This is a genomic window from Sphingomonas immobilis, from assembly GCF_030580995.1.
Lineage (GTDB): Bacteria > Pseudomonadota > Alphaproteobacteria > Sphingomonadales > Sphingomonadaceae > Sphingomonas > Sphingomonas immobilis.
Genome location: NZ_JAUQSZ010000006.1, coordinates 105,766 through 129,596, shown reverse-complemented (window position 1 = coordinate 129,596; position 23,831 = coordinate 105,766). Strand labels below are relative to the sequence as shown.

The 23,831-nt window shown below is 67.1% G+C and carries 23 protein-coding genes; 14 read left to right on the top strand and 9 right to left on the bottom strand.

The window, feature by feature from the left end; all coding sequences use genetic code 11:
• Positions 1–14 precede the first annotated feature (14 nt).
• The gene (locus tag Q5H94_RS10365; RefSeq protein WP_304561188.1) at positions 15–743 is read left to right on the top strand and encodes a hypothetical protein; all 729 of its coding nucleotides are present in this window, start codon (positions 15–17) and stop codon (positions 741–743) included.
• 89 nt (positions 744–832) lie between these two features.
• On the opposite strand, the gene rnd is transcribed toward Q5H94_RS10365, so the two are convergent.
• Positions 833–2,014 (bottom strand): ribonuclease D, encoded by a 1,182-nt coding sequence (gene rnd, locus Q5H94_RS10360; protein WP_304561187.1) that lies wholly within the window; start codon positions 2,012–2,014, stop codon positions 833–835.
• Positions 2,015–2,193: 179 nt separating this feature from the next.
• On the opposite strand from rnd, the gene aspS reads away from it, so the two are divergent.
• Complete coding sequence (aspS, locus tag Q5H94_RS10355) at positions 2,194–3,978, top strand: aspartate--tRNA ligase (RefSeq protein ID WP_304561186.1); 1,785 nt, start codon at positions 2,194–2,196, stop codon at positions 3,976–3,978.
• Positions 3,979–3,982: 4 nt separating this feature from the next.
• Here aspS and Q5H94_RS10350 read toward each other — a convergent pair whose 3' ends face one another.
• On the bottom strand, positions 3,983–4,750 hold the full coding sequence (locus Q5H94_RS10350) for a CatB-related O-acetyltransferase (protein ID WP_304561185.1): 768 nt from the start codon (positions 4,748–4,750) through the stop codon (positions 3,983–3,985).
• A 122-nt stretch (positions 4,751–4,872) separates the two neighbouring features.
• On the opposite strand from Q5H94_RS10350, the gene Q5H94_RS10345 reads away from it, so the two are divergent.
• The 3 genes from Q5H94_RS10345 (at position 4,873) to Q5H94_RS10335 (ending at position 7,449) form a co-directional block, all read left to right on the top strand.
• Complete coding sequence (locus Q5H94_RS10345; protein WP_304561184.1) at positions 4,873–5,478, top strand: NAD(P)-dependent oxidoreductase; 606 nt, start codon at positions 4,873–4,875, stop codon at positions 5,476–5,478.
• Positions 5,479–5,516: 38 nt separating this feature from the next.
• On the top strand, positions 5,517–6,290 hold the full coding sequence (locus tag Q5H94_RS10340) for a polyphosphate kinase 2 family protein (RefSeq protein ID WP_304561183.1): 774 nt from the start codon (positions 5,517–5,519) through the stop codon (positions 6,288–6,290).
• Positions 6,291–6,462: 172 nt separating this feature from the next.
• A complete protein-coding gene (locus Q5H94_RS10335) occupies positions 6,463–7,449 on the top strand; it encodes a cell wall hydrolase (RefSeq protein WP_304561182.1) in 987 nt (328 codons plus the stop codon).
• Here Q5H94_RS10335 and Q5H94_RS10330 read toward each other — a convergent pair.
• Complete coding sequence (locus Q5H94_RS10330; protein ID WP_304561181.1) at positions 7,446–8,183, bottom strand: hypothetical protein; 738 nt, start codon at positions 8,181–8,183, stop codon at positions 7,446–7,448. The two genes, Q5H94_RS10335 and Q5H94_RS10330, sit on opposite strands and share 4 nt — an antisense overlap.
• An 11-nt stretch (positions 8,184–8,194) precedes the next feature.
• The gene (locus tag Q5H94_RS10325) at positions 8,195–8,824 is read right to left on the bottom strand and encodes a carbonic anhydrase (protein ID WP_304561180.1); all 630 of its coding nucleotides are present in this window, start codon (positions 8,822–8,824) and stop codon (positions 8,195–8,197) included.
• 56 nt (positions 8,825–8,880) lie between these two features.
• Here Q5H94_RS10325 and lipA point away from each other — a divergent pair, with 56 nt between their 5' ends.
• Both lipA and Q5H94_RS10315 read left to right on the top strand, forming a co-directional pair.
• Positions 8,881–9,807 carry a lipoyl synthase gene (lipA, locus tag Q5H94_RS10320; RefSeq protein ID WP_304561179.1) on the top strand — a complete coding sequence of 309 codons (927 nt, stop codon included), beginning with the start codon at positions 8,881–8,883 and terminating at the stop codon, positions 9,805–9,807.
• 105 nt (positions 9,808–9,912) lie between these two features.
• Positions 9,913–10,407, top strand: coding sequence for a type II toxin-antitoxin system RatA family toxin (locus Q5H94_RS10315; protein WP_304561178.1), 495 nt, complete (start codon positions 9,913–9,915; stop codon positions 10,405–10,407).
• Here Q5H94_RS10315 and Q5H94_RS10310 read toward each other — a convergent pair.
• Genes Q5H94_RS10310 through Q5H94_RS10300 form a run of 3 tightly spaced genes read right to left on the bottom strand, consistent with a single transcriptional unit; the run spans position 10,332 to position 12,546 of the window.
• Positions 10,332–10,874 (bottom strand): CinA family protein, encoded by a 543-nt coding sequence (locus Q5H94_RS10310; RefSeq protein ID WP_304561177.1) that lies wholly within the window; start codon positions 10,872–10,874, stop codon positions 10,332–10,334. The two genes, Q5H94_RS10315 and Q5H94_RS10310, sit on opposite strands and share 76 nt — an antisense overlap.
• Positions 10,871–11,401 (bottom strand): hypothetical protein, encoded by a 531-nt coding sequence (locus Q5H94_RS10305; protein WP_304561176.1) that lies wholly within the window; start codon positions 11,399–11,401, stop codon positions 10,871–10,873. Before Q5H94_RS10305 ends, Q5H94_RS10310 begins: the two co-directional genes overlap by 4 nt.
• Positions 11,401–12,546, bottom strand: a complete 1,146-nt coding sequence (locus Q5H94_RS10300) for a bifunctional 2-C-methyl-D-erythritol 4-phosphate cytidylyltransferase/2-C-methyl-D-erythritol 2,4-cyclodiphosphate synthase (protein ID WP_304561175.1) — start codon at positions 12,544–12,546, stop codon at positions 11,401–11,403. Before Q5H94_RS10300 ends, Q5H94_RS10305 begins: the two co-directional genes overlap by 1 nt.
• Before the next feature lie 164 nt (positions 12,547–12,710).
• Between Q5H94_RS10300 and dusB the strand changes: the two genes are divergently transcribed.
• The 7 genes from dusB to hflX all read left to right on the top strand — a co-directional run bounded on the left by dusB (position 12,711) and on the right by hflX (position 21,893).
• On the top strand, positions 12,711–13,715 hold the full coding sequence (gene dusB, locus Q5H94_RS10295; protein WP_431312155.1) for a tRNA dihydrouridine synthase DusB: 1,005 nt from the start codon (positions 12,711–12,713) through the stop codon (positions 13,713–13,715).
• 19 nt (positions 13,716–13,734) lie between these two features.
• On the top strand, positions 13,735–14,796 hold the full coding sequence (locus Q5H94_RS10290; protein ID WP_304561174.1) for a two-component system sensor histidine kinase NtrB: 1,062 nt from the start codon (positions 13,735–13,737) through the stop codon (positions 14,794–14,796).
• Positions 14,793–16,214: a nitrogen regulation protein NR(I) gene (ntrC, locus tag Q5H94_RS10285; protein WP_304561173.1), complete on the top strand. Its 1,422-nt coding sequence runs from the start codon at positions 14,793–14,795 to the stop codon at positions 16,212–16,214. Before Q5H94_RS10290 ends, ntrC begins: the two co-directional genes overlap by 4 nt.
• Before the next feature lie 83 nt (positions 16,215–16,297).
• A complete protein-coding gene (locus Q5H94_RS10280) occupies positions 16,298–18,511 on the top strand; it encodes a sensor histidine kinase NtrY-like (RefSeq protein ID WP_304561172.1) in 2,214 nt (737 codons plus the stop codon).
• Positions 18,512–18,514: 3 nt separating this feature from the next.
• Positions 18,515–19,888 carry a nitrogen assimilation response regulator NtrX gene (gene ntrX / locus Q5H94_RS10275; RefSeq protein WP_304561171.1) on the top strand — a complete coding sequence of 458 codons (1,374 nt, stop codon included), beginning with the start codon at positions 18,515–18,517 and terminating at the stop codon, positions 19,886–19,888.
• A gap of 103 nt (positions 19,889–19,991) precedes the next feature.
• Positions 19,992–20,594 carry an RNA chaperone Hfq gene (gene hfq / locus Q5H94_RS10270; protein WP_431312159.1) on the top strand — a complete coding sequence of 201 codons (603 nt, stop codon included), beginning with the start codon at positions 19,992–19,994 and terminating at the stop codon, positions 20,592–20,594.
• Between the two features lie 9 nt (positions 20,595–20,603).
• Positions 20,604–21,893, top strand: a complete 1,290-nt coding sequence (gene hflX / locus Q5H94_RS10265; RefSeq protein ID WP_304561169.1) for a GTPase HflX — start codon at positions 20,604–20,606, stop codon at positions 21,891–21,893.
• Here hflX and Q5H94_RS10260 read toward each other — a convergent pair.
• Complete coding sequence (locus Q5H94_RS10260) at positions 21,890–23,041, bottom strand: AAA family ATPase (protein WP_304561168.1); 1,152 nt, start codon at positions 23,039–23,041, stop codon at positions 21,890–21,892. The genes hflX and Q5H94_RS10260 overlap by 4 nt on opposite strands.
• Positions 23,038–23,790 (bottom strand): nucleoside triphosphate pyrophosphohydrolase, encoded by a 753-nt coding sequence (mazG, locus tag Q5H94_RS10255; protein WP_304561167.1) that lies wholly within the window; start codon positions 23,788–23,790, stop codon positions 23,038–23,040. Before mazG ends, Q5H94_RS10260 begins: the two co-directional genes overlap by 4 nt.
• Positions 23,791–23,831: the final 41 nt, after the last annotated feature.

Genomic DNA, 23,831 nt, shown 5'->3' with positions numbered 1-23,831 from the left:
GACAGGGGGATTGGATGAGAGCGACTTGGTTAAATGCGCTTGCTGTCTTAGGGTTATCCTCTTGTGGTGCTTCGCCAATTGATGGAAACCAAAATTCACGCCACGCTGTCTCATCACCTGCCAACGAGATTTATAAGTCGCCGCAGGGTGTTGCCTACAAGGTTGATCGCGTCGGAGATCTAAAATCTCAGGATTTGCCGCAGAATAGCGACCTCAAAATGGTCGATGGCGACTTAGCCAAGTATGCTCAAGTAGCTTGCACGCTCGACGTGCCACCCGAGCACGCGCCATCGCGTTGCGATATCTACGTTCAGCCTGACAAAACCGGAACGCTTATCGGATATGCGGCGGTCACGCAGACTAAGGACGGCGCGCGTCTCTCCACAGTCACATCGTTAAATGCTGAGAAACAGCCGCGCGGTGCGGCGACGTGTGGCATCGAGGGACTTATCTACGGCGGGGGGGGCGACTATACGAAAGCGATAAAAGACGCCTCACGCGATTTTGAAGGTCAAATCGCATACTCGGCCTGGGAAAAAGATTCAAATAACTGGCTGGTATCTCAGCTCGGACCAAACGATCAGGGCGATGAACAAGGTTCAACGGGCATCTGGTACGTCAAAAGGCAAGGGGAAAAACTACGAATCAATCAGGAGCGTTGGAATTACTGCTATACGGATACGGGCGTATATATGGATGATGTTTTCACCCGAGCCATAGTCCTCGTCCGCCAACCTGGATAGATTGTGTCCCTTTGCTATAAGCATCGCAACTAAGCCGTTCGGTCGAGCAAACGATTTAGTGGGCCCCGGCCGGGGTGACGGGTGGGCGATTACCCCTCCACAACATCCTCGGTCCGCGTCATCTTGAGCTTGCCGCCGATCACCGCGAAGGCCAGGCGGCCCTCGACCAGATCGAGCGCGTCCTTGCCGAACTGGTCGTAGCGCCAGCCTTCGAGGATCGCGAGGCCTTCGCGCTGGCCCGCCGCCAGCGCATCGAGATCGTCGCCGCGGGCGAGCAATCTTGCCGCGACATCAATGTCTCGCGAGCGGATCTTGAGGAGGAGTTTGAGGAGATCGGCGACCAGCGCGCCGTCCTTGCCCAGCCCCGGCTTGCGATCGTCGCGAGCGGGCATTTCGTCGGCGCTCATCGGCTCGGCGCTTTCCAGCGCGGCCATCATGCGCGCGCCGATATCGTTGCCGGCCCAGGTGGCGGAGAGGCCACGGACCTTGGCGAGATCGGCCTGCTTGCGCGGCGGGTGGCCGGCGATGTCGGCGATGGTCTCGTCCTTGACGATGCGGCCGCGCGGCAGGTTCTTGCCCTGCGCCTCGAGCTCGCGCCACTTCGCCAGCGCCTTGAGGCGGCCGAGCACGTCGGGCTTGCGGCCGGGGATGCGGATGCGGCGCCACGCCTCGTCGGGGTCGTTGGCGTAATTGGCGGGATCGCCGATGCGCTCCATCTCGATATCGAGCCACGCGCCGCGCCCGGTCTTGCGCAGCTTCGCCAGCATCTTGGGGAAGATCTTGGCGAGATGCGTCACGTCGCCGATGGCATATTCGATCTGGCGCGCATCGAGCGGGCGGCGCGACCAGTCGGTGAAGCGCGCGCCCTTGTCGACGACGATGCCGAGATAGGCGTCGACGAGGTTCGAATAGCCGATCTGCTCGCCCTGACCGAGCGCCATCGCCGCGATCTGCGTGTCGAACAGCGGGTAGGGCGTCTTGCCGGTGAGGTTGTAGACGATCTCCAGATCCTGCCCGCCGGCGTGAAAGACCTTGAGCACATCCTCGTTCTTCACCAGCAGATCGAGCAGCGGCTGCATGTCGAGGCCGGGGGCCATCGGATCGATCGCGGCGGCCTCGTTCTCGTCGGCGATCTGGATGAGGCACAGCTCCGGCCAGAAGGTATTCTCGCGCATGAACTCGGTATCGACGCAGACGAAGTCGGCTTCGGCGAGGCGGGCGCAGAGATTGGCGAGCGTCGCGCTGTCGGTAATCAGGGGGTGGATATGCATCTCGACCCCATAGCGAGGGTTGCGCGGGTTGACAAAGGTGCTGCGGGAAGGGAGTGCGCGCCGTTCCCGCCAACGTCCGTCATGCCAGCGAAAGCTGGCATCTCGTGGGGCTGGCGCACCGCCCTTGCCGCACAAGACCCCAGCTTTCGCTGGGGTGACGATTGAGAGAAGTTTTGGTCATGCACGCCTATCGCACGCACACTTGCGCCCAGCTCCGCGCCGCCGACGTCGGCACTTCGGTGAAGCTCAGCGGGTGGGTCCACCGCAAGCGCGACCACGGCAACCTGCTGTTCGTCGATCTGCGCGACCATTACGGCATCACCCAGATCGTGACCGACAGCGACAGCCCGACGCACGCCCAGCTCGACAAGCTGCGCGCGGAGAGCGTGGTGACGATCACCGGCGACGTGGTGGCGCGCTCCGCGGAGACGGTGAACGCCAACCTGCCCTCGGGCGAGATCGAGATCCGCGCGCGCGAGGTCGTGGTGCAATCGGCCGCGCACGAGCTGCCGATGCCGGTGTTCGGCGAGAACGAATATCCCGAGGATATCCGCCTGCGCTACCGCTTCCTCGATCTGCGGCGCGAGAAGGTTCATGCCAACATCATGCTGCGCTCGCAGGTGATCTCGTCGCTGCGGCAGCGGATGATCGGGCAGGGCTTCACCGAGTTCCAGACGCCGATCCTGACCGCGAGCAGCCCCGAGGGCGCGCGCGACTATCTGGTGCCGAGCCGAGTGCATCCGGGCAAGTTCTACGCGCTGCCGCAGGCGCCGCAGATGTTCAAGCAGCTGCTGATGGTGGCGGGCTTCGACCGCTATTTCCAGATTGCGCCGTGCTTCCGCGACGAGGATGCGCGCGCCGACCGCTCGCCGGGCGAGTTCTACCAGCTCGATTTCGAGATGAGCTATGTGACCCAAGAGGACGTGTTCGCCGCGATCGAGCCGGTGCTGCACGGCGTGTTTGAGGAGTTCGCCGACTGGCAGGGCAAGGGGCGGAAGGTTTCGGCGTTGCCGTTCCAGCGCATCCCCTACCGCGAATCGATGCTGAAATACGGCAACGACAAGCCCGATCTGCGCAACCCGATCGTGATCACCGACGTGTCGGAGCATTTCCGTGGTTCGGGCTTCGGGCGGTTCGCGTCGATGGTCGAGGGCGGCGATGTCGTACGCGCGATCCCGGCGCCGGGCACGGCGGAGAAGTCGCGGAAATTCTTCGACGAGATGAATAGCTGGGCGCAGGGCGAGGGTTTCCCCGGCCTCGGCTATGCGACGCAGAAGGACGGCGTGTTCGGCGGGCCCATCGCCAACAACCACGGGCAGGAGGGCATGAAGGCGATCGCCGACGCGCTCGGCATCGGCCCGAACGACGGCATCTTCTTCTCGGCGGGCAAGGAAGCGCAGGCGGCGAAGCTCGCGGGGCTGGCGCGCACGCGCGTGGCGGAGCAGCTTGGGCTCATTGACCAGAACCGCTTCGAATTCTGCTGGATCGTCGATTTCCCGATGTTCGAATATGACGAGGATCTGAAGAAGGTCGATTTCAGCCACAACCCCTTCTCCATGCCGCAGGGCGAGATGGGCGCGCTGGAGACGATGGACCCGCTCGATATCCTCGCCTTCCAGTACGATATCGTCTGCAACGGCATCGAGCTGTCGTCGGGTGCAATCCGGAATCACAAGCCGGAGATCATGTACAAGGCGTTCGAGATCGCGGGCTATACGCAGGCCGAGGTCGATACGAACTTCGCGGGCATGATCAACGCCTTCAAGTGCGGCGCGCCGCCGCATGGCGGTTCCGCGCCGGGTGTCGACCGCATCGTCATGCTGCTGGCCGACGAGCCCAACATCCGCGAGGTCATCACCTTCCCCATGACGCAGAAGGCCGAGGATCTGATGATGGGCGCACCGAACTTCGCGACGCCGAAGCAGCTCAAGGAGCTGAATTTGAAGCTGGACGTGAAGGCCTGAGGCGTCAGGCGGCCTGTCCCGCCTCTCGGAAACAGGTCCATTCGTCGACGAGGTTGACCGGCTGCGGCGCGTAGGGCGCGACCGCGCCGGCGGCGACGGCGTCCTCGAGCGCGGAGACGGCACCGGGAACGTCGCGGACGTCCCAACCTTCGAAATCGAGGATGGCATAGTCCCACCAGCGTAGCGCGGCGAGGCGTTCGATCAGGGCGTCCGGGAAGCGGTATCGCAGGACGCGGGCGGGATTGCCGACGACGATCGCATAGGCCGGGACGTCCTTTGTCACGACGCTGTGCGCGCCGATGATCGCACCGTCGCCGATGGTGACGCCGTCCTTTATGTAAACGCTCGCGCCGATCCAGACGTCGTTGCCGATGTTCGTGTGCGGGCGCATCTCGAAATCATGGAGCGCGAGGCCGCGGCGCCATTCGGGCAGCCAGGTGGCGAAGTGGCGCTCGAAATTGAGGAAATCGGGCGCGTAGGAAAGGGGCGAGGTGGTCAGCCAGTCGGTCGGATGGCCGGTCATGCCGATCTGCACCCCTTCCGCGATCGAGCAGTAGCGGCCGACTGTCGCGCCCGCGACGATACTGCCGGGGCAGACGTAGCTGAACGCGCCGATGCTCACCCGGTCACGCCAGATATCCGCGCCGTAGATCGACACCGGGCCTTCGAGTTCGGTTTCGGGATGGACGTGCTTCACGCCGACCGGGCCGATGGCGAGGCCGAGCGCCTCGAGATGGCGCGCGAAGGCGGGATCGAAGGCGACCGGCTGCATGGGGCGGGTCTAGGCGATCATGGTAAACAAAGGCTTCATCCCTGAAACGCAGGATTTCCGTGCGGGCCCTTATCCTCGTGACGCCCGATCCCTAGTTCCGGCGCATAACGATGGAGGCATCAATGAAGGTAGCAGTGGTCGGCGCGACGGGGCGTGCGGGGTCGGAGATCGTCGGCGAGCTGGCGCGGCGCGGGCACGAGGTGCTTGCGATCGCACGCAAACCGGGCGAGGCGGCGGAGCGTGTGACGCCGCTCGCGCTCGATGCCGCCGATAGCGCCGCGCTGAGCGAAGCCCTGCGCGGGCAGGACGCCGTCGTCACCGCGAGGCGCTTCGCGGATACCGATGCCGCCGCGATGATCGGTGCGGTCACGGCGTCGGGCGTGCCGCGCCTGCTCGTCGTGGGCGGTGCCGCGAGCCTGCGCACCGCAGACGGCAAGCGCCTGTTCGACTCCGCTCATTTTCCCGAGGCGTACCGCGCCGAGGCGGGGGCGGGGATCGCCTTTCTCGACCTGCTGAAGGCGAGCGAGGGGCTCGACTGGACCTTCCTGTCGCCGTCGATGCTGTTCGACACCGGCCCGCGTACCGGCGGCTATCGCAGCGGCAAGGATGACCTGCTGCACGATGCCGAGGGCATCAGCTTCATCAGCTTCGCCGATTATGCGATCGCGATGGCCGACGAGATCGAGAGCCCGAAGCACAGCCGCGAGCGTTTCACCGTCGGCTATTGAGCCTTTGAGCATGGCGCGATCCGCTTTAGGGTCGCGCCATGTCGATCGATCTCAAGAAATTCGAAGCCGGTGCCAAATATGACGGCGACTACAAGGACGCGCTGGAGAAGCTGCAGAAGCGGCTGGCGCATATCCAGGTCGCGCATATCGTCCACAAGAAGCGCGCGATCGTGCTGTTCGAGGGCTGGGACGCGGCGGGCAAGGGCGGCGTCATCCAGCGGCTGACCGCGGAATGGGATCCGCGCAATTTCGAGGTCTGGCCGATCAAGGCACCGACCGAGGAGGAACGCGACCGGCATTTCCTCTGGCGTTTCTGGCGGCGACTTCCGGCCAATGGCGATATCGCCGTGTTCGACCGGAGCTGGTACGGGCGCGTGCTGGTCGAGCGGGTCGAGGGCTATGCATCCGAGGCCGAGTGGAAGCGCGGCTATGACGAGATCAACGAGTTCGAGGCGCAGCAGGCGGATTCGGGCACGACCATCGTCAAGCTGTTCGTCCATGTGACACAGAAGGAGCAGGACAAGCGCCTGGCCGCGCGGCTGGAGCATCCGTGGAAGCGCTGGAAAACCGGGGCGGACGATTATCGCAACCGGGCGAAGCGCAAGGACTATTTGAAGGCGATGCACGAGATGTTCGCGCGCACCGACACGCGCTGGGCCGGGTGGACGATCATCGACGGCAACGACAAGAAATCCGCCCGCATCGCCGCGCTGACGGCGATCGCGGACGCGCTGGAGGCCGGGGTGGACATGACGCCGCCGGAACTGGACCCGGCGGTGGAGAAGATCGCGCGGGAGGCCTTGGGGATATAGCCTATTCCTCACCCTTCCGTCGCTTCGCTCCTCCCTCCCTCTCCCAATGGGAGAGGGAGGGGGCCCGCCCGGCGCAGCCGGGTGGGAAGGGTGAGGGTGACTGGCGTCCTTAACCAAAGCCTAAGGCTTGGGCGGTACAGCGGGCAGCGTCGACAACCGCGCCCGGACTTTCATGTACGCACGCCTGCTCATCGCGCTGATCGCGCTGCTCTTCGTGAGCGGCTGTGCGAAGCCGCGGCCGGTGCAGGTGGTGATGGACATTCCGCCGATTGTCCGCGCGCCCGATCTGCTCAAGAAGCTCGACCTCAACATCCCCAAGGACGTCGGCGATATCGCGCTGAACGATCCCGAGGACGGTGGCCTCGCGATCACGACCACCGCCAGCGCCGCGCCGTCGTTCACCCTCGCCTCGGCGAGTCCCGACGATGCGGGCCGCGCGCTCGAATGTCTGACGGCGGCGGTCTATTACGAGGCGCGTTCGCAGACCGACGACGGCGAGCGGGCGGTGGCGCAGGTCGTGCTCAACCGCGTCCGTGACCGCGCTTTCCCGCCGAGCGTGTGCGGCGTCGTCTATCAGGGATCGAACCGGCGCACCGGCTGCCAGTTCAGCTTCACCTGCGACGGATCGATGGATCACCCCATCCAGCCGACCGCCTGGGCGCGCGCGCAGGGCATCGCCAGCGAGGCTTTGTCCGGGGCGGTCTATGCGCCGGTCGGATCGGCGACCTTCTATCATGCGAATTACGTCAACCCGTGGTGGGCGGCGAGCATGAAGCAGGTGACGCAGATCGGCGCGCATATCTTCTACCAGTGGAAGGGCGCGATGGAGCGGTCGCTGGCGTTCCGGCAGGGCTATTCGGGCTCCGAGAGCGTGCCCGATCGCGGCACGTCCTACCTCGCGGCGTCGGGCATGGACCAGTCGGAGCGGCCGAGCAGCGGCATCCAGCAGGTCGCCGGCGTGACGATCTTCCGCGCTGCGCCTGCCAAGGCGGTATCTGCGCCGGGCGAACCCGCGGCCAAGGCGGCGGTGGCCGTCTCCTCTCCGGGTGCGAAATCGGTGCGGATCTCGGGCGGGGTGCGTGTGCATCGCGGCGTGGCGCCGGGGCTGGAGGACGACGATCCCGCGACCGCGACGCTGACGATCCCCGACGAATCCTAAGCCAGCGACACCTGCTTCTTGGCGGCGGCGTGGCGCGCGGCGACGAAGGAGGCACCCGCCAGCGTGAGCGCGAGCAAGCCGACGACCAGCGCATCGAGCGTCAGCATCGGCCAGAGCAGCGCGGGCGGCCGCCCGAGCGCGCCGTAACCCAGCGCATAATGCACGATCATCAGCGGCAGCGCGCCGGCGATGACGTATCCGATCGTCCGCCAGAACGAGCCCGCCATGATGCGGATCGAGCCGCGCGGCCCGATCGCGCGGTTGCCGAGCGCCCAGGCGACGCCCCAGGCGGTGAGATAGATGCCGAGCACGGCGGTGGCGATGTTGTAGCCCGCGCCGACGAACGTCGCCGCCTGCTTGCCGAGATGCAGCGGGGCGAGGATATCGCCGAGGAACAGGCCGGTCGCGGTGAGGAGGAGGCTGACCAGCATCACCAGCCCCCACCAGCCGAATGCGCGGAAATCGTGCGCCGCGCGGACATCATGGCCGTTGCCCATGAAACGGGTGAACCAATAGCCGGGCAGGAGCGTCGCGACGACTTTCAGGATGCCGAAGCCCATGCGGCTGTTGTCGTTCGCCACCGCCTTGAACGCGGCGAGGCTGTCGTACATGCCGATCCGGTATTCGACGACGTGCTGAAGCATCTCGCACAGCGGCGGGATCAGGAACAGCAGCGGGCAGGCTAGCGCGAAGGCCCCGGCGGCGCGGTAGACATCGCGAATGTCGGACCACACGGGCGTTTCCGTCAGGCTGCGGCGAACGTGCCGTCCTGGCCCAGCACGTGCAGGATGCCGTCGCTGATCGCGAAATAGGCGCCGTGGAGCTTGAGCTTGCCGGCCGACTCGCCTGCCTGCACGAAGGGGAAGGTGCGCAGGTTCGCGAGGCTGACGCGGACGGTCTCATGCTCGAGTGCGCGGATCGCCTCCGGCCCGGTGCCGTGATCGGCGACGATACGGTCGCGCGCGTCGTCGAGCATGTCGACCCAGTGGCCGATGAAGCCGCCGTGGCCGGGTGCCGCGTGCTTGAAGCGCCGGGAGAGCGCCGCGCCGACACCGCCGCACTTGCCGTGGCCGAGCACGACGATCTCGGGCACTTCGAGCTGGGTGACGGCAAATTCGAGCGCGGCGGAGACGCCGTGGCGTCCCGCATCGTCCTCGAACGGCGGTACGAGATTGGCGACGTTGCGCACGACGAAGATCTCGCCGGGCACGGTATCGAAGATCTGCGCGGGATCGACGCGGCTGTCGGAGCAGGCGATCACCATCACGCGCGGGCTCTGGCCCTCGGAGAGTTCGTCCCACCGTTCGCGGTGGCGGCGGTATTCGCTGGTGCGGAAGCGTTGATAGCCATCGAGCAGATCGGAAAAATCGGTCATGAGGTGCTCCTTAGCGCGAGTTGTATCGGCATCAAGGCGTCGCTAGATGCAAAGGCATGAACGAGATCACTCCCATCGCCCGGCCTGAACGCCAGCGCAAGCCCGACTGGATCCGCGTGAAGGCGCCGATGGGCAAGGCGTTCGAGGAGACCAAGGATCTGATGCGCCGCAAGGGCCTTGCCACGGTGTGCGAGGAAGCGGCCTGCCCCAATATCGGCGAGTGCTGGACCAAGAAGCACGCGACGGTGATGATTCTGGGCGACACCTGCACGCGCGCCTGCGCCTTCTGCAACGTCAAGACGGGCATGCCGCGCGCGGTCGACAGGAACGAACCGCAGAATCTGGCGGATGCCTGCGCCGAGATGGGGCTGGAGCATATCGTCATCACCTCGGTCGATCGCGACGACCTGCCCGATGGCGGCGCGTCGCAGTTCGTCAAGGTGATCGAGGCGCTGCGCCGCACGACGCCGAACACGACCATCGAGATCCTGACGCCCGATTTCCGCAACAAGGCGCAGGCCGCCGTCGAGTCGATCGTGGCGGCGCGGCCCGACGTCTACAACCACAACCTCGAGACCGTGCCGCGGCTGTATCCGACGATCCGGCCGGGCGCGCGCTATTATGCGTCGCTGCGGCTGCTGGAGAGCGTGAAGCGGCACGATCCGTCGATCTTCACCAAATCGGGCGTGATGCTCGGGCTCGGCGAGGAGCGGCTGGAGGTGCATCAGGTGATGGACGACATGCGCAGCGCCGACATCGATTTCCTGACGATGGGCCAGTATCTCCAGCCGACGCCGCGCCACGCCAAGGTGCAGGATTTCGTGACCCCGAAGGCGTTCGATGCCTATGCTTCGATTGCGCGCGCGAAGGGGTTTCTGCTGGTGGCGAGCTCGCCGCTGACGCGCTCGAGCTATCATGCCGGCGACGATTTCGCCCGCCTGCGCGCGGCGCGGGAGGCGAAGCTGGCGAAGGTCGGGGCGTGACGTCGCGCGTTTTCGTCGCCCCGGCGGAGGCCGGGGCCGTTAGGATGGTTGGCGAATGCGGTGCCTCGAACACGGCGGCCCCGGCCTCCGCCGGGGCGACGGCTCATGCCTAAGCACGCCGAAACGCGCCGCTTGCCGTACACCTCGGCGCAGATGTTCGATCTCGTCGCCGATGTGCGGCGTTACCCGGAGTTCCTGCCGTGGGTGACGGCGATCCGCGTGCGGTCGGACAGCGAGACGCAGATGGTCGCGGACATGATCGTCGGCTTCAAGGGCCTGCGCGAGACCTTCACGTCGAAGGTCGACAAGCAGCGGCCGGGCAAGGTCCATGTCGAATATCTCGACGGGCCGCTCAAATATCTGCGCAACGACTGGGTGTTCCGCGCCGAAGGCGACGGCTGCGCGGTCGATTTCACGGTCGATTTCGCCTTCAAGAACCGGATGTTCGAGATGCTGGCGGGGCAGGTGTTCGGCGTCGCGCTGCGGAAGATGATCGGCGCGTTCGAGGAGCGCGCCGCCGCGCTCTATGCGTCGCCGTCCAGCCCGTCGCCGCCGTCATGCGAGGGCAGCAGCAGTTCGAGCGCGCACAGCACCGCCTGAAAACGCACGCCGCCGCGGCCGAGATCGCCGAATTCCTTGCGATCGGCGACGACGTGCTGGGGATCGGCGCCCTTCTCCGCGCGGGCGAACACGACGGTGCCGACCGGCTTCTTCTCGGTGCCGCCATCGGGGCCCGCGACGCCGGTGATGGCGATGGCGATATCCGCGCCGCTCGCTTCCAGCGCGCCCTGCGCCATGCTCCATGCGGTCGCGATCGAGACCGCGCCGAAGGTATCGAGCACGTCGGCGCTGACGTTGATCATCTCGATCTTCGCCTCGTTCGAATAGGTAACGAAGCCGCGTTCGAACACGTCGGACGAACCCGGTATCTCGGTGATCGCCGCGGCGACGAGCCCGCCGGTGCAGCTCTCGGCCAGCGCGAAGGTGCGGCCGGCGGCGCGGTTGGCGTCGACCGCGCGGCGGGCGGCGGCGAGGATCTCCTCGGGGAGGATGGAATCGGTGGTCATTTGCTTTCGAACGCACAGATAGGGATGGCGGGCGCCTTTTGCCCGTTCTTTCGGTCGACGCCCGCGATCTGCAGGGCGGCGACGATGGCGGCGGCGGCGTTCTTCGGCGGCAGCGGCGCGATCATCGTCAGGAAGCGGTTGGCGGGGCCGCAATCGGCAGGCTTGACCTGCTTGGCGACGATGGGGCCCGCGACCGAGATCAGCATCAGCCGCGCGAGATCGTTGTCGAGCATCGGCGCGGCATCGGGCGGGAGCATCTTCGCAAGCGCGCGGCGGGTCGCGGGCCAACTCGCGTCGGCAAGGTCGCGGTAGGTCTGGCCGAAGCTGCGCTCCGGCGTGCGGAGCAGCGCGCCAGCGGGGAGCTGCGCGGCGCAGGTGCGGCTCACCTCGGTCAGCGCGTCGGGAATGACGGTGATGAGCAACGCCTCCGCCTCGGGCGCGGTCAGGCATTCGCGCGCCTGCAACGTCTGCGCGCTGGCGTGCGTGGAGAGGGCACAGGCGGCGAGGACGGCAAAGAGGGTGCGCATCATGCCTCCGGCACCCGCACGGTCGCGACCGCCTGCGCGGCGATGCCCTCGCCGCGGCCGGTGAAGCCGAGCTTCTCGGTTGTGGTCGCCTTGACACTGACCTGGCCGGGTTTCAGCACCAGCAGATCGGCGATGCGGGCGCGCATCGCCTCGCGGTGCGGGCCGATCTTGGGCGCCTCGCAGATGATGGTGAGATCGACGAAATCGACCACGCCGCCGCGTTTCGCGATCAGCGAGGCCGCGTGCTGGAGGAATTGCGCGGAGTTTGCCCCGCGCCACTGCGGGTCACTGGGCGGGAAATGCATGCCGATGTCGCCGTCGCCGATCGTGCCGAGCAGGGCATCGGTGATGGCATGGAGCGCGACGTCGGCGTCGCTGTGCCCCGACAGGCCCTTGTCGTGATCGATCTTCACGCCCCCGAGCCACAGATCCTCGCCGGTAACGAGGCGGTGGACGTCGTAACCGCTGGCGGAGCGCACGCGCAGGTTCGCGCCGTGGCGAGCCTCGGCGGCGGCGAAGTCTTCGGGGTGGGTGATCTTTTCCAACATCGAGTCGCCTTGAACGATTGCGACCTCATAGCCGCTTTTGGCGAGCATCTGCGCATCGTCGGTCGCTTCGGCATCGGCGGGCCAGTCGCGGTGCGCGGCGAGGATGGTGGCGAAGCGGAACGCCTGCGGGGTCTGGACACGGTAGAGATCGTCGCGCGGCACCGTCTCGCCCGAGCGGCGCACGAGCGTGTCGGCGACGGGCAGGGCGGGGATCGCGCCTTCGTGGGTATCCAGCGCGGCGATGAGGCGATCGATCACGGCGGCGGAGAGGAAGGGGCGGGCGGCGTCGTGGATCAGCACATAGTCGGGCGCGTCGGCGGCGAGCGCCTCCAGCCCGGCGCGCACGGAGTCGCGCCGCGCTGCGCCGCCGGTGACGTGAGCGACGGGGCCGAGTGCCGCCTCCAGCATCGCCGCCTGATCCGCGCCGATCGCGACCAGCACGCTGTGGATGCCGGGATGCGCCGACAGCGCGGCGTGGGAGTGCGCCAGCATCGGCTTGCCGGCGAGCGGCGCATATTGCTTGGGAAGCGGGCTGCCGCTGCGCAGGCCCTGGCCTGCGGCGACGATCAGCGCGGCGGTGCGGGGAGGAGAGGACATCGGGAGCGGCCCGTAGCACCTCCGTCACCCCAGCGAAAGCTGGGGTCTCGTGCGGCTCTTGTCCCGCGCTTTCACGGGGAGATCCCAACTTTCGCTGGGATGACGCGTGTTGCGGGCAGCCTCGCTCTCCCCTATAGGCTGCCTGTTTTTCAGGCAGACCAGAAGTGACCGCGCGCACCCTTGCTCCCATTACCGTCGGCAATGTCCGCATCGACCAGCCGGTGATCCTGGCGCCGATGACCGGCGTCACCGACATGCCGTTCCGCACGATCGTGCGGCGCTATGGCTCGGGCCTCAACGTGACGGAGATGGTGGCGAGCCAGGCGGCGATCCGCGAGACGCGCCAGTCGATCCAGAAGGCAGCGTGGCATCCGATCGAGGATCCGGTCTCGATGCAGCTCGTCGGTTGCACGCCCCATGAGATGGGCGAGGCGGCGAAGCTCTCGGAGGATCGCGGGGCTGCGATCATCGACATCAACATGGGCTGCCCGGTTCGGAAGGTGACGAACGGCGACGCGGGATCGGCGCTGATGCGCGATCTCGACAATGCCGGCGCGATCATCCGCGGCGTGGTCGATGCAGTCACCGTGCCCGTCACGCTCAAGATGCGGATGGGCTGGGATCATTCGAGCCTCAACGCGCCCGAACTGGCGAAGATCGCCGAGGATCTCGGCGTCAAGCTCGTCACTGTCCACGGCCGCACGCGCAACCAGATGTACAAGGGCAGCGCCGACTGGGCGTTCATCCGCAACGTCAAGAACGCGGTGTCGGTGCCGGTGATCGCCAATGGCGACATCTGCGCGATCGAGGATGCCGAGGCCGCGCTGGAGCAATCTGGCGCGGACGGCGTGATGATCGGGCGCGGCGCGTATGGGCGTCCCTGGCTGCTCGGTCAGGTGATGGAGTGGTTCCGCAGCGGCCACCGTGTTCCCGATCCGACGATCGAAGAACAATATCACGCGATCAAAGAGCATTACGAAGCGATGCTCGACCATTATGACATCGTGACGGGCGTCAACATGGCGCGCAAGCATATCGGCTGGTACACGCGCGGGCTGCACGGATCGGCCGAGTTCCGCAACAAGGTCAACCAGATCGCCGACCATAAGGTCGTGCTGGCGATGCTTGCAGAATTCTATGCGCCCTATCTGAGCCGCGCGGCGGCGTGAGACCCAGAGTCTTGAGAGTATGACCGGCGGGGCGAAACCGGGTTTCGCCGAATTCTTCGCGACGCTTCCGGTCGCGGTGATGGTGATCGATCCCGAATCGCGCGTCGCTTATGCCAACGGCGAGTGCGAGACTTTGCTCAACCTCTCCGAACGCGCGATGCTGGGGCAGAAGCTCGACAGCGTGATCGAGCCGCCGCGCGAGCCGAGCGACCGCGATGGACGCGGGTTCGCCGCCTTCGACACCGAGATCGCGCTGCGCCGGGGCGGGCGGGTGCGGGTCGATTATCTCGAGGCGCGCGTGACCGACCGGCCGGGCTGGCGCACGATCACGCTGCACCACGCCGCGCAGTCGCGCCGGCTGGGCCATTCCGCCGATCGCGCCGCCAGCGCGCGCGCGGCGATCGGCGCGGCGGCGATGCTGGCGCATGAGATCAAGAACCCGCTCTCGGGCATCCGTGGTGCGGCGCAGTTGCTGTCGGGCGTGAAGGGCGATGACGGGCTGACCGCGCTCATCACCACCGAGGTCGATCGCATCGCCGCGCTGATCGACCGGATGCAGGATTTCACCGACACGCGACCGCTCAACCTGGAGCCGCACAACATCTACCCGCTGCTTGATCACGGCCGCCGCGTCGCGCTCGCGGGGTTCGGGCGCAGTGTCGCGATCGAGGAGCGGTTCGATCCCTCGCTGCCGCCGGTGCTGGCGGACCGTGATGCGCTGCTGCAGGTTGTGCTCAACCTGCTGAAGAACGGGTGCGAGGCGGTGTCTGCGCAGGCCGATCCGCGCATCGTCGTCTCGACCGCCTATCGCCACGGCATGGCCGTCAGCCCCGCACCGGGGCGCCCGCGCCAGGCCTTGCCGATCGAGCTGTGCGTGATCGACAACGGCCCCGGCGCGCCGCAGGAGATCGCCGATCACCTGTTCGATCCCTTCATCTCGGGCAAGCCAGAGGGGCAGGGGCTCGGCCTCGCGCTGGTCGACAAGCTGGTGCGCGACATGGGCGGGATCGTCCAGTACGCGCGCGAAGGATCGCCGCTGATGACCGTTTTCCGAATACTCTTGCCGAGGGGCGCCGCTTGAACCGTACCGGGAATATCCTCGTCGTCGACGATGACAATGCGATCCGTACCGTCATCGCGCAGGCGCTGCGCCGCGACGGACACCGCGTGACGACTGCCGCAAGCCTGGGCGAATGCGACGCGCGGCTGGCGAGCGGGCTGCCCGACGTGCTGATCTCCGACGTCGTGCTGCCCGACGGCAACGGGCTCGACATGGTGGGGCGGGTGACGAAGGCGCACCCTGGCCTCCCGGTCATCGTGCTGTCGGCGCAGAACACGCTGACGACGGCGGTGCGATCGACCGAGGTGGGGGCGTTCGAATATCTGCCCAAGCCGTTCGATCTCGATGTGCTGGCGCGTGCGGTGCAGAGCGCGTTGGCGCGGGGATCGGCGGGTGTGGCGGAGCCGATCGACGAGGGCGACCGCGAGCTGCCGCTGATCGGCCGCTCGCCGGCGATGCAGGACGTCTACCGCGTGATCGCGCGCGTGGTGTCGAACGACCTCACCGTGCTGGTGTCGGGCGAGTCGGGCACCGGCAAGGAGCTGGTCGCGCGCGCGATCCACGATCTCGGCCCGCGCCGCCATGCGCCGTTCGTCGCGATCAACATGGCGGCGATCCCCCGCGAGCTGATCGAGGCGGAGCTGTTCGGGCACGAGCGCGGCGCCTTCACCGGCGCGCAGGCGCGTTCTGCCGGGCGGTTCGAGCAGGCAGCGGGCGGCACGCTCTTCCTCGACGAGATCGGCGACATGCCGATGGAGGCGCAGACGCGGCTGCTGCGCGTGTTGCAATCGGGCGAGTTCACCACCGTCGGCGGCGCGCGCACGATCCGCGCCGACGTGCGCATCGTGGCGGCGACCAACAAGGATCTCGCGCTGCTCGTGGCAAACGGGGGGTTCCGCGAGGATCTGTTCTACCGGCTCAACGTCGTGCCGATCTCGCTGCCCGCCCTGCGCGCGCGGCGACAGGATATCGCGCTGCTCGCGCGACACTTCCTCGACCGTGCGGCGGAAGGCGGACTGCCGCGCAAGCAGCTCGACGCGCCCGCCACCGCGGTGCTGGAAGGCTACGACTGGCCCGGCAACGTCCGCGAGCTGGAGAACATGATGCGCCGCATGGCGGTGCTGAGCCGCGACGACACGATCGACGCCAACGAAGTGCGCGCGATGCTGGGCAGCGCCGCCACGGCGTCATCGCCCGCCGCGGTCGATCCCGGCATCGCCGCCGCGGTGCGCGCGCGGCTCGAGCGGATGGCGATCGAGGAGCCCGCCGCGCTCGACGACGGGTCGCTCTATGACCGTATCATCGGCGAGGTCGAGCGCCCGCTGATCGAGGCGCTGCTGGAGCGCCACGGCCGCAACCAGTTGCGCGCGGCGCGGGCGTTGGGGATCAACCGCAACACGCTGCGCAAGCGGCTCGACCTGCTCGGGATCGACTTCTGATCCGCCAAAGTGGTGCTGAATAGCGACAAGCCGATCAAGATTGTGTGTTCTTTTGGCCACAATCTCGGTCTAGCGTGGCCGCAATGGACGCCCCAGCGCAACAGGTGATGGAGACGGAAGCCCCGCGCCGCCGGTTCAACGTGACCCCGGCGGTGGAATTCGGTGTCCTTGCGCTGGCCATCGCAGCCGCCATCACGACCTCTTATGTGGTGAGCCAGAGCGACGCGAGCGGCCGCTTGCTGAGCCCGCTCGCCGCCGTCGCCCTGCTGTTCGCCAACCTCGTGCCGCTCGTCGCGCTGATCGTGCTGATCGGCCGCCGCATCGCGCGCCGCCGCGCCGCGCGCGCCGCTTCGGAAGGGGGCGGGCGGCTGCACGTCCGCCTCGTCGCCATGTTCTCGCTGATCGCCAGCGTGCCGATCGTGCTGACCGTCATCGCCGCGTCGGTGATGTTCCAGTCGGGCACGCAATTCTGGCTGTCCGACCGCGCGCAGAATGCGTTCAACTCGTCGCTGAAACTCGCCGAGGACGGGCAGAACCTCGTCGTGCAGCGCTGGGCCGGCGAGACGCGGCAAATGATGCTGGACATGACGCGCGAATATCCGCGCATCCCGATGCAGTCGCCGCAATTCCAGCAATTCCTCAACCAGCAGACCTATTATCGCAACCTCGAGCAATCGGCATTGTTCGTGGAAGGGCCGGGCGATCAACTGCCGGTGCTCTACGCCTTCAATCCCCCGCCCGCGGCGACCTTCGCGCGGCGGGTGAACCAGAAGCTGATCAATGCGCTCAAGGCCTCCAAGCGCTTCCCCTTCGTCGATCGCGACAAGGAGGCCTTGTGGGTCATCATCCCGGTGCAGGGGACCGACAACCTCTATCTCTATGCCGCGACCAGCGTGAACGTGGAGTTCCTCAACCGGCAGGTGGCGTCGGCCGATACGATCAACCGCGAATATGCCTCCGTCCAGCAGCAGGCGCTGTCGCTGCAGCTCAAGTTCAACGTGGCGCTGTTCATGGTGGCGCTGCTGATCGTCGGGCTGACGATGCTGGCGGCGCTGGCCTTTGCGGACCAGCTCGTGCAGCCGATCAACAAGCTGGTCGATGCCGCGCGTCAGGTGGCGGGCGGCGACCTGAGCGCGCGCGTGCCGGTTTCCAAGACGCAGGACGAGGTCGGCACGCTCGGCACGGCCTTCAACCAGATGACGAGCCGCCTGGAGCGCCAGACGGGCGCGCTGGAGAGCAGGCGGGCGCTGATCGAGGCGGTGATGTCTGGCGTGACGGCGGGGGTCATCTCGATCGGCGCCGACGGAGCGATCCGACTGATCAATCCCTCGGCGGTGGCGCTGCTCAGGACCGGCGAGGAAAGCCCGGTCGGCAAGCCGCTGTCGCTGATCTCGCCCGAGCTCGGCGCGCTGGTCGAGGGCGACGAGCGCGAGGCGATCGTCGAGCTCGACACCGGCGGTGACGTCAAGACGCTGGCGGTGAAGATCACGCGAGCGGAGGAGGGGCCGATCCTGACCTTCGACGACATCACCGGGCAATTGCTCGACCAGCGCCGCGCCGCCTGGTCCGACGTCGCGCGCCGCATCGCGCACGAGATCAAGAACCCGCTGACCCCGATCCAGCTTGCCGCCGAGCGGTTGCAACGGCGCTACGGCAACAAGATCGCGACCGACGACGGTACGTTCGCGCGGCTGACCGATACGATCATCCGCCAGGTCGGCGACCTGCGGCGGATGGTCGACGAATTCTCCTCCTTCGCGCGGATGCCCAAGCCCGTGTTCCGCACCGAAAGCCTGCTCGATCTCGCGCGGCAGACGCTGTTCCTGCACGAGGTCGCGCATCCCGACATCGCCTTCACGCTGACGCATGACGAGCCCGGCGCGACGCTGGTCTGCGACCGCCGCCAGATCGGCCAGGCGCTGACCAATATCGTCAAGAACGCCGTCGAGGCGGTCGAGGCGAAGGACGGGGTGGCCGGTGCCATCGCGATGCGCGTGACCCACGACGGCAAGTGCGCGACGATCGAGGTGCGCGACAACGGCGTCGGCCTGCCCGCCAATCGCGACCGCATCGTCGAGCCGTACGTCACCACGCGCGCACGCGGCACCGGGCTCGGCCTCGCCATCGTCAAGAAGATCGTCGAGGAGCATTTCGGCACGATCGCCTTCGAGGATAACGACGGCGGCGGCACGCATGTGACGATCCGCTTCGACATGACCGCCCTTTCCGCACTTGACGGCGGCGATGCGCTGGCCGCCGACGAACGCCCCATAGAACTCACCCGCAATCGGACCTGACCCATGGCACTCGACATCCTGATCGTAGACGACGAGCACGACATTCGTGATCTGGTGGCGGGCGTGCTCGAGGACGAGGGCTATGGCACGCGCACCGCGGCCGACAGCGACGCCGCGCTGGAGGCGATCGCGACGCGGCGGCCGTCGCTGGTGCTGCTCGACGTGTGGCTGCAGGGCTCGCGGCTCGACGGGCTCGATCTGCTCGACGAGATCAAGCGCCGCGACCCGACCGTGCCGGTGCTGATGATCTCGGGCCACGGCAATCTCGACACTGCCGTCGCCGCGATCCGGCGCGGCGCGGCCGACTTCATCGAAAAGCCGTTCGAGGCCGAGCGTCTGTTGCTGATGGTGGCGCGCGCGACCGAGACCGAGGCGCTGCGCCGCGAGGTTGCGTCGCTGCGCGCGTCGGCGGGGCACAATACCGACCTCACCGGCAATTCGGGCTCGATCAACGCCGTGCGCGCAACGCTGAAGCGCGTCGCCTCGACCGGCAGCCGCGTGCTGGTGATGGGCGCGGCGGGCGTCGGCAAGGAGATCGCTGCGCGTTTGCTTCACGGCTGGAGCCAGCGCGCCGATGCACCCTTCGTCATCGTCAGCGCCGCGCGCATGACGCCCGAGCGCGTCGACGAGGAATTGTTCGGGGTGGAGGAGGGGGGTGACCTCGTCCGCTCCGGCCTGCTCGAACAGGCGCATGGCGGCACCTTGTTCCTCGACGAAATCGCCGACATGCCGGTCGCGACGCAGGCCCGTATCCTGCGCGTGCTGACCGACCAGAGTTTCACCCGCGTCGGCGGGCAGCGCGTGGTGAAGGTCGACGTGCGCGTCGTGTCGGCGACCGCGCGTGACCTGTCGGACGAGATCGCGGAGGGGCGCTTCCGGGAGGATCTCTATTACCGGCTCAACGTCGTGCCGGTGCAGATCCCGCCGCTCTCCGACCGGCGCGAGGATATCCCCGCGCTGATCGATCATTTCGTCGCGCATTACGCCTCCGAACGCCGCGTGCCGACGCCCGAAGTCGCGCCCGACGCGATGGTCGCGCTGCAAAGCTACGAATGGCCGGGCAACGTCCGCCAGCTCCGCAACGTGGTCGAGCGCGTCATCATCATGGCGCCGGGCGACCGCATCGGCCGCATCGATCTCGACATGCTGCCCGCCGAGGTGCTGGGCGATTCGGGCGAGCTTGGCGGCGGATCGACAGCGATCATGGGTTCACCACTGCGCGAGGCGCGCGAGACGTTCGAACGCGAGTATCTCCGCATCCAGATCAAGCGCTTCTCGGGCAACATCTCGCGCACCGCGAACTTCATCGGCATGGAGCGCTCCGCGCTGCACCGGAAGCTGAAGCTGCTCGGCATTTCCGAGGTGCGGGAGGACTGAGCCGGACACGTCGCCCCAGCGAAAGCTGGGGGTCTCGCGGCGAGGTTCGCGACCGCCGCCGCAGGATCCCAGCTTTCGCCGGGATGACGATTGTGGGTTTGGCCTGTGGACGAACGCCCCAACCGGCCCTAGATTGTGCATTGCGACAATCGCACAACCGACGCCGGAACCGGCGCGCCGCGGGAAAGACCCGCCAAGAACAAAGGATCGACCGATGGCCGACAAGCAAGCTTCCCTGCAAGACCTGTTCCTCAACGCGCTGCGCCGTTCGAAGACCCCCGTCACGATGTTTCTCGTGAAGGGCGTGAAGTTGCAGGGTATCGTCACCTGGTTCGACAATTTCTCGGTGCTGCTGCGCCGCGACGGCCAGTCGCAGCTGATCTACAAGCACGCCATCTCGACGATCATGCCGTCGAACGCGGTGGACGTCGCCGCGATCGTCAGCGCGGTGGGAGAAGCGCAGCGTAAACAGCCGCTTCTGCAGGAAATCTTCCTGAGTGCCGTGCGCAAGTCGAATGACAATGTCACGATGTTCCTGGTCAATGGCGTGATGCTGCAGGGGCATATCGCCGCGTTCGATCTGTTCTGCATGCTGCTCCAGCGCGACGGCATGTCGCAGCTTGTCTACAAGCATGCGGTCTCCACCATCCAGCCGGCGCATCCGCTCAACCTCTCGGAAGAGACCGAAGATTCCGACGCGGATTGATAACTTTGCATGACTAGCGGATTCGAACGCGACCGCGACGAATTCGCGCGCGGCGCACGCGCCGTCGTGATCTATCCCGATCACGGCGCATCGGCGCGCGACGCCGAGGCGCGTCTGGCCGAAACGGCGGGGCTGGCCGAGGCGATCGGCGTTTCGGTGGTCGAGAAAGTCGCGCTGAGGGTGCGTGCGCCTAAGCCCGCGACGCTGATCGGCAGCGGGCAGGTCGAGGCGCTGGCGACGACGATCCGTATGGAGGACGCGGGGCTGGCGGTGTTCGACGCCGCGCTCACGCCAATCCAGCAACGCAATCTGGAGAAGGCGCTGGAGTGCAAGGTGATCGACCGCACCGGCCTCATCCTCGAAATCTTCGGTGAGCGCGCCGCGACCGCCGAGGGGCGGTTGCAGGTCGAGCTCGCACATCTCGATTATCAGGCGGGTCGGCTGGTGCGGAGCTGGACTCACTTGGAGCGGCAGCGTGGCGGCTTCGGCTTCCTCGGCGGTCCGGGCGAGACACAGATCGAGGCCGACCGCCGCCTGATCCGCGACCGCATGGCACGGCTGCGGCGCGAGCTCGAACAGGTGAGCCGCACGCGCGGCCTGCACCGCGACCGGCGCCAGCGCGCGCCGTGGCCGGTAATCGCGCTGGTGGGCTATACCAACGCGGGAAAGTCCACGCTTTTCAATCGCGTAACCGGTGCTGACGTCATGGCGGAAGACCTGTTGTTCGCAACGCTCGACCCGACGCTGCGGCAGATCTCGCTGCCGGGTATCGACAAGGCGATCCTGTCGGACACGGTCGGCTTCGTCTCGGAACTGCCGACGCAGCTCGTCGCGGCGTTCAAGGCGACGCTGGAGGAGGTGGTCTCAGCCGACCTGCTGATCCACGTCCGCGACATCGCGCATCCCGACACGACCGCGCAGCGCGAGGATGTCGAGACGGTGCTGCGCGAGATCGGCGTGGCGGACACGACGCCGCGCTTCGAGGCGTGGAACAAGCTCGACCTGCTGGCGGGCGAGGCGCGCGAACTGATGCTGGCCGAGGCCGCGCGGCGCGACGACGTGGTGGCGATCTCGGCGCTGAGCGGGGAAGGGGTGCCCGGCCTGCTCGACACCGTCGCCGCGCTGCTGACGGAGGGCCACCGCCGCTACACGATCACGCTGGATGCGGCCGACGGGGCGGGGGCGGCCTGGCTGCACGCGCACGGCGAAGTGCTGGGCCAGAGCGTCGAGAATGAGGCGGCGACCTACGACGTGCGGATGAGCGAGCGCGATTACGGGCGTTTTCTGGAACGCGACTAACGCTTCGGCCAAGTCCAGTCGACAGGGTCGGCATCCGCCACGATCGTCTCGCCGAGTTGCTTTTCGAGCAGGATGTGAGTCGCGTCGCGCTCCTCGATCAGTGTCTCGACCAGCGCCTCGGCGTGCGACACGATCATGATCTGGCTCGCTTTCGCCGCATGCGCGAGCAGGCGCGCGAGCGGCGGGATGAGATCGGGGTGCAGGCTCGCCTCCGGCTCGTTCAGCACCATCAGTTCGGGCGGGCGCGGCGAGAGCAGGGCCGCCGCGAGCAGCAAATAGCGCAAGGTGCCCTCGGATAATTCGGCGGCACGCAGCGGACGCAACAGGCCGTGCTGTCGCATCTCGACCTCGAACGTCTCGTTGACGTCGATCGTCGCGCCGTCGAACGCATCGGCGACGGCCTCCGCGAGGCCGGCTCGGTCGCCGATCGCGAGAATCGTCTGCAGCGCCGAGCCGAGATCGCCGCCATCCGCCGACAGCACCGGCGTGAAGGTGCCGACCTGCGGCCGCCGCGCCGGGGCGTGGCGATCGGTGCGAAGATCATCGTAGAAGCGCCAGCCGCGCATCTGCTCGCGCAGCATCAGCAGTTCGAGGCCGTCGACCGGATCGGCGCATTGCGTCATCATGCTGTCGAACGGCGCGATCGTCGTGCTGACGCGCCGCCATTCGCCGGTATCCTGCCGCCGGACCTGCACGCCGGGCCCGCGCCGCTCGGCGATCAGGTCGCGCGGCGACAGCGTGTGGCCGTTCCACAGCGCCTCGACCTTGATTTCGGGATCATGCGGAAAGCTCGAAGCCGCGCTCGGGCCCGGCAGCCCGAGATCGATCGCATAGCCGAGCGTGTCGCTCGAGAAACCGAGTTTCAGCGCGACGGGTTCCGATCGCCGGAGGCCCTGAACGGGCGTGCTCCCGTCCTTCATGCCGCGACTGAATTTCTCCGGGCCCGCCCACAGTGTCGAGACGAGCCCGCCCTCCGCCGCGACCGAGGCGATCAGTCGAGCTTGCGCAGCCTCGGACAGTAAGCGGAGCGAGCGATAGAGGCTCGACTTGCCACTGCCGTTGGCACCCGTGACCACGGTGATACGGCCGAGCGCGATCGTGACCTTGCGCAGCGACCGATAGCCGGCGATGGCAAGCCGGTCGATCACGCGCGCTCGGCAGCCTTCACGCGTTGCCACAACGCTTCCTGTTCTTCCAGCGACCGCTCCGCGAACCGCTCGTCTGCGGCCTCCATCGCGCGAAAGCGGCGTTCGAACTTGCCGTTCGCACCGCGCAAGGCCGCTTCGGGATCGACGCCCAGTTTCCGCGCCCAATTGGTTGTCGCGAAGAGCAGGTCGCCGATTTCCTCCTCGATCTCCTCGGGGGTCGTCGCGGCTTCGACCTCGGCGATTTCCTCGGTTATCTTCGCGCGTGGTCCGCGCGTGTCGGGCCAGTCGAAGCCGACGCGGCCGGCACGCTTCTGCAATTTCTCCGCCCGCAGCAGCGCGGGCAGGCCGATCGCGACGCCGGCGAGCGCGCTACGGTCGGCCTTGGCGGCGCGTTCCTCGGCCTTGATGACTTCCCAGAGGTGATGGCCGCCGTCGGCCACATCACCAAAGATATGCGGGTGGCGGCGTTCCATCTTGTCGCTGATCGCGGTGACGACGTCGGCGAGCGCGAAATGGCCGGCTTCCTCGGCCATGCGGCTGTGAAAGACGACCTGAAGCAGCAGATCGCCGAGCTCGTCCTTGAGCTCGGCCATGTCGTCGCGCGCGCAGGCGTCGGCGACTTCATAGGCTTCCTCGATCGTATACGGCGCGATCGTCGCGAAGCTCTGCGCGCGGTCCCATTCGCAACCGTCCGGGCCGCGCAGCCGCGCCATGATCGCCACCAGCCGCTCGATGCCTGCCGAACTCACGAAAGGGGTTCCTGCTTCGCCATATCACCAAGTCCGATAAT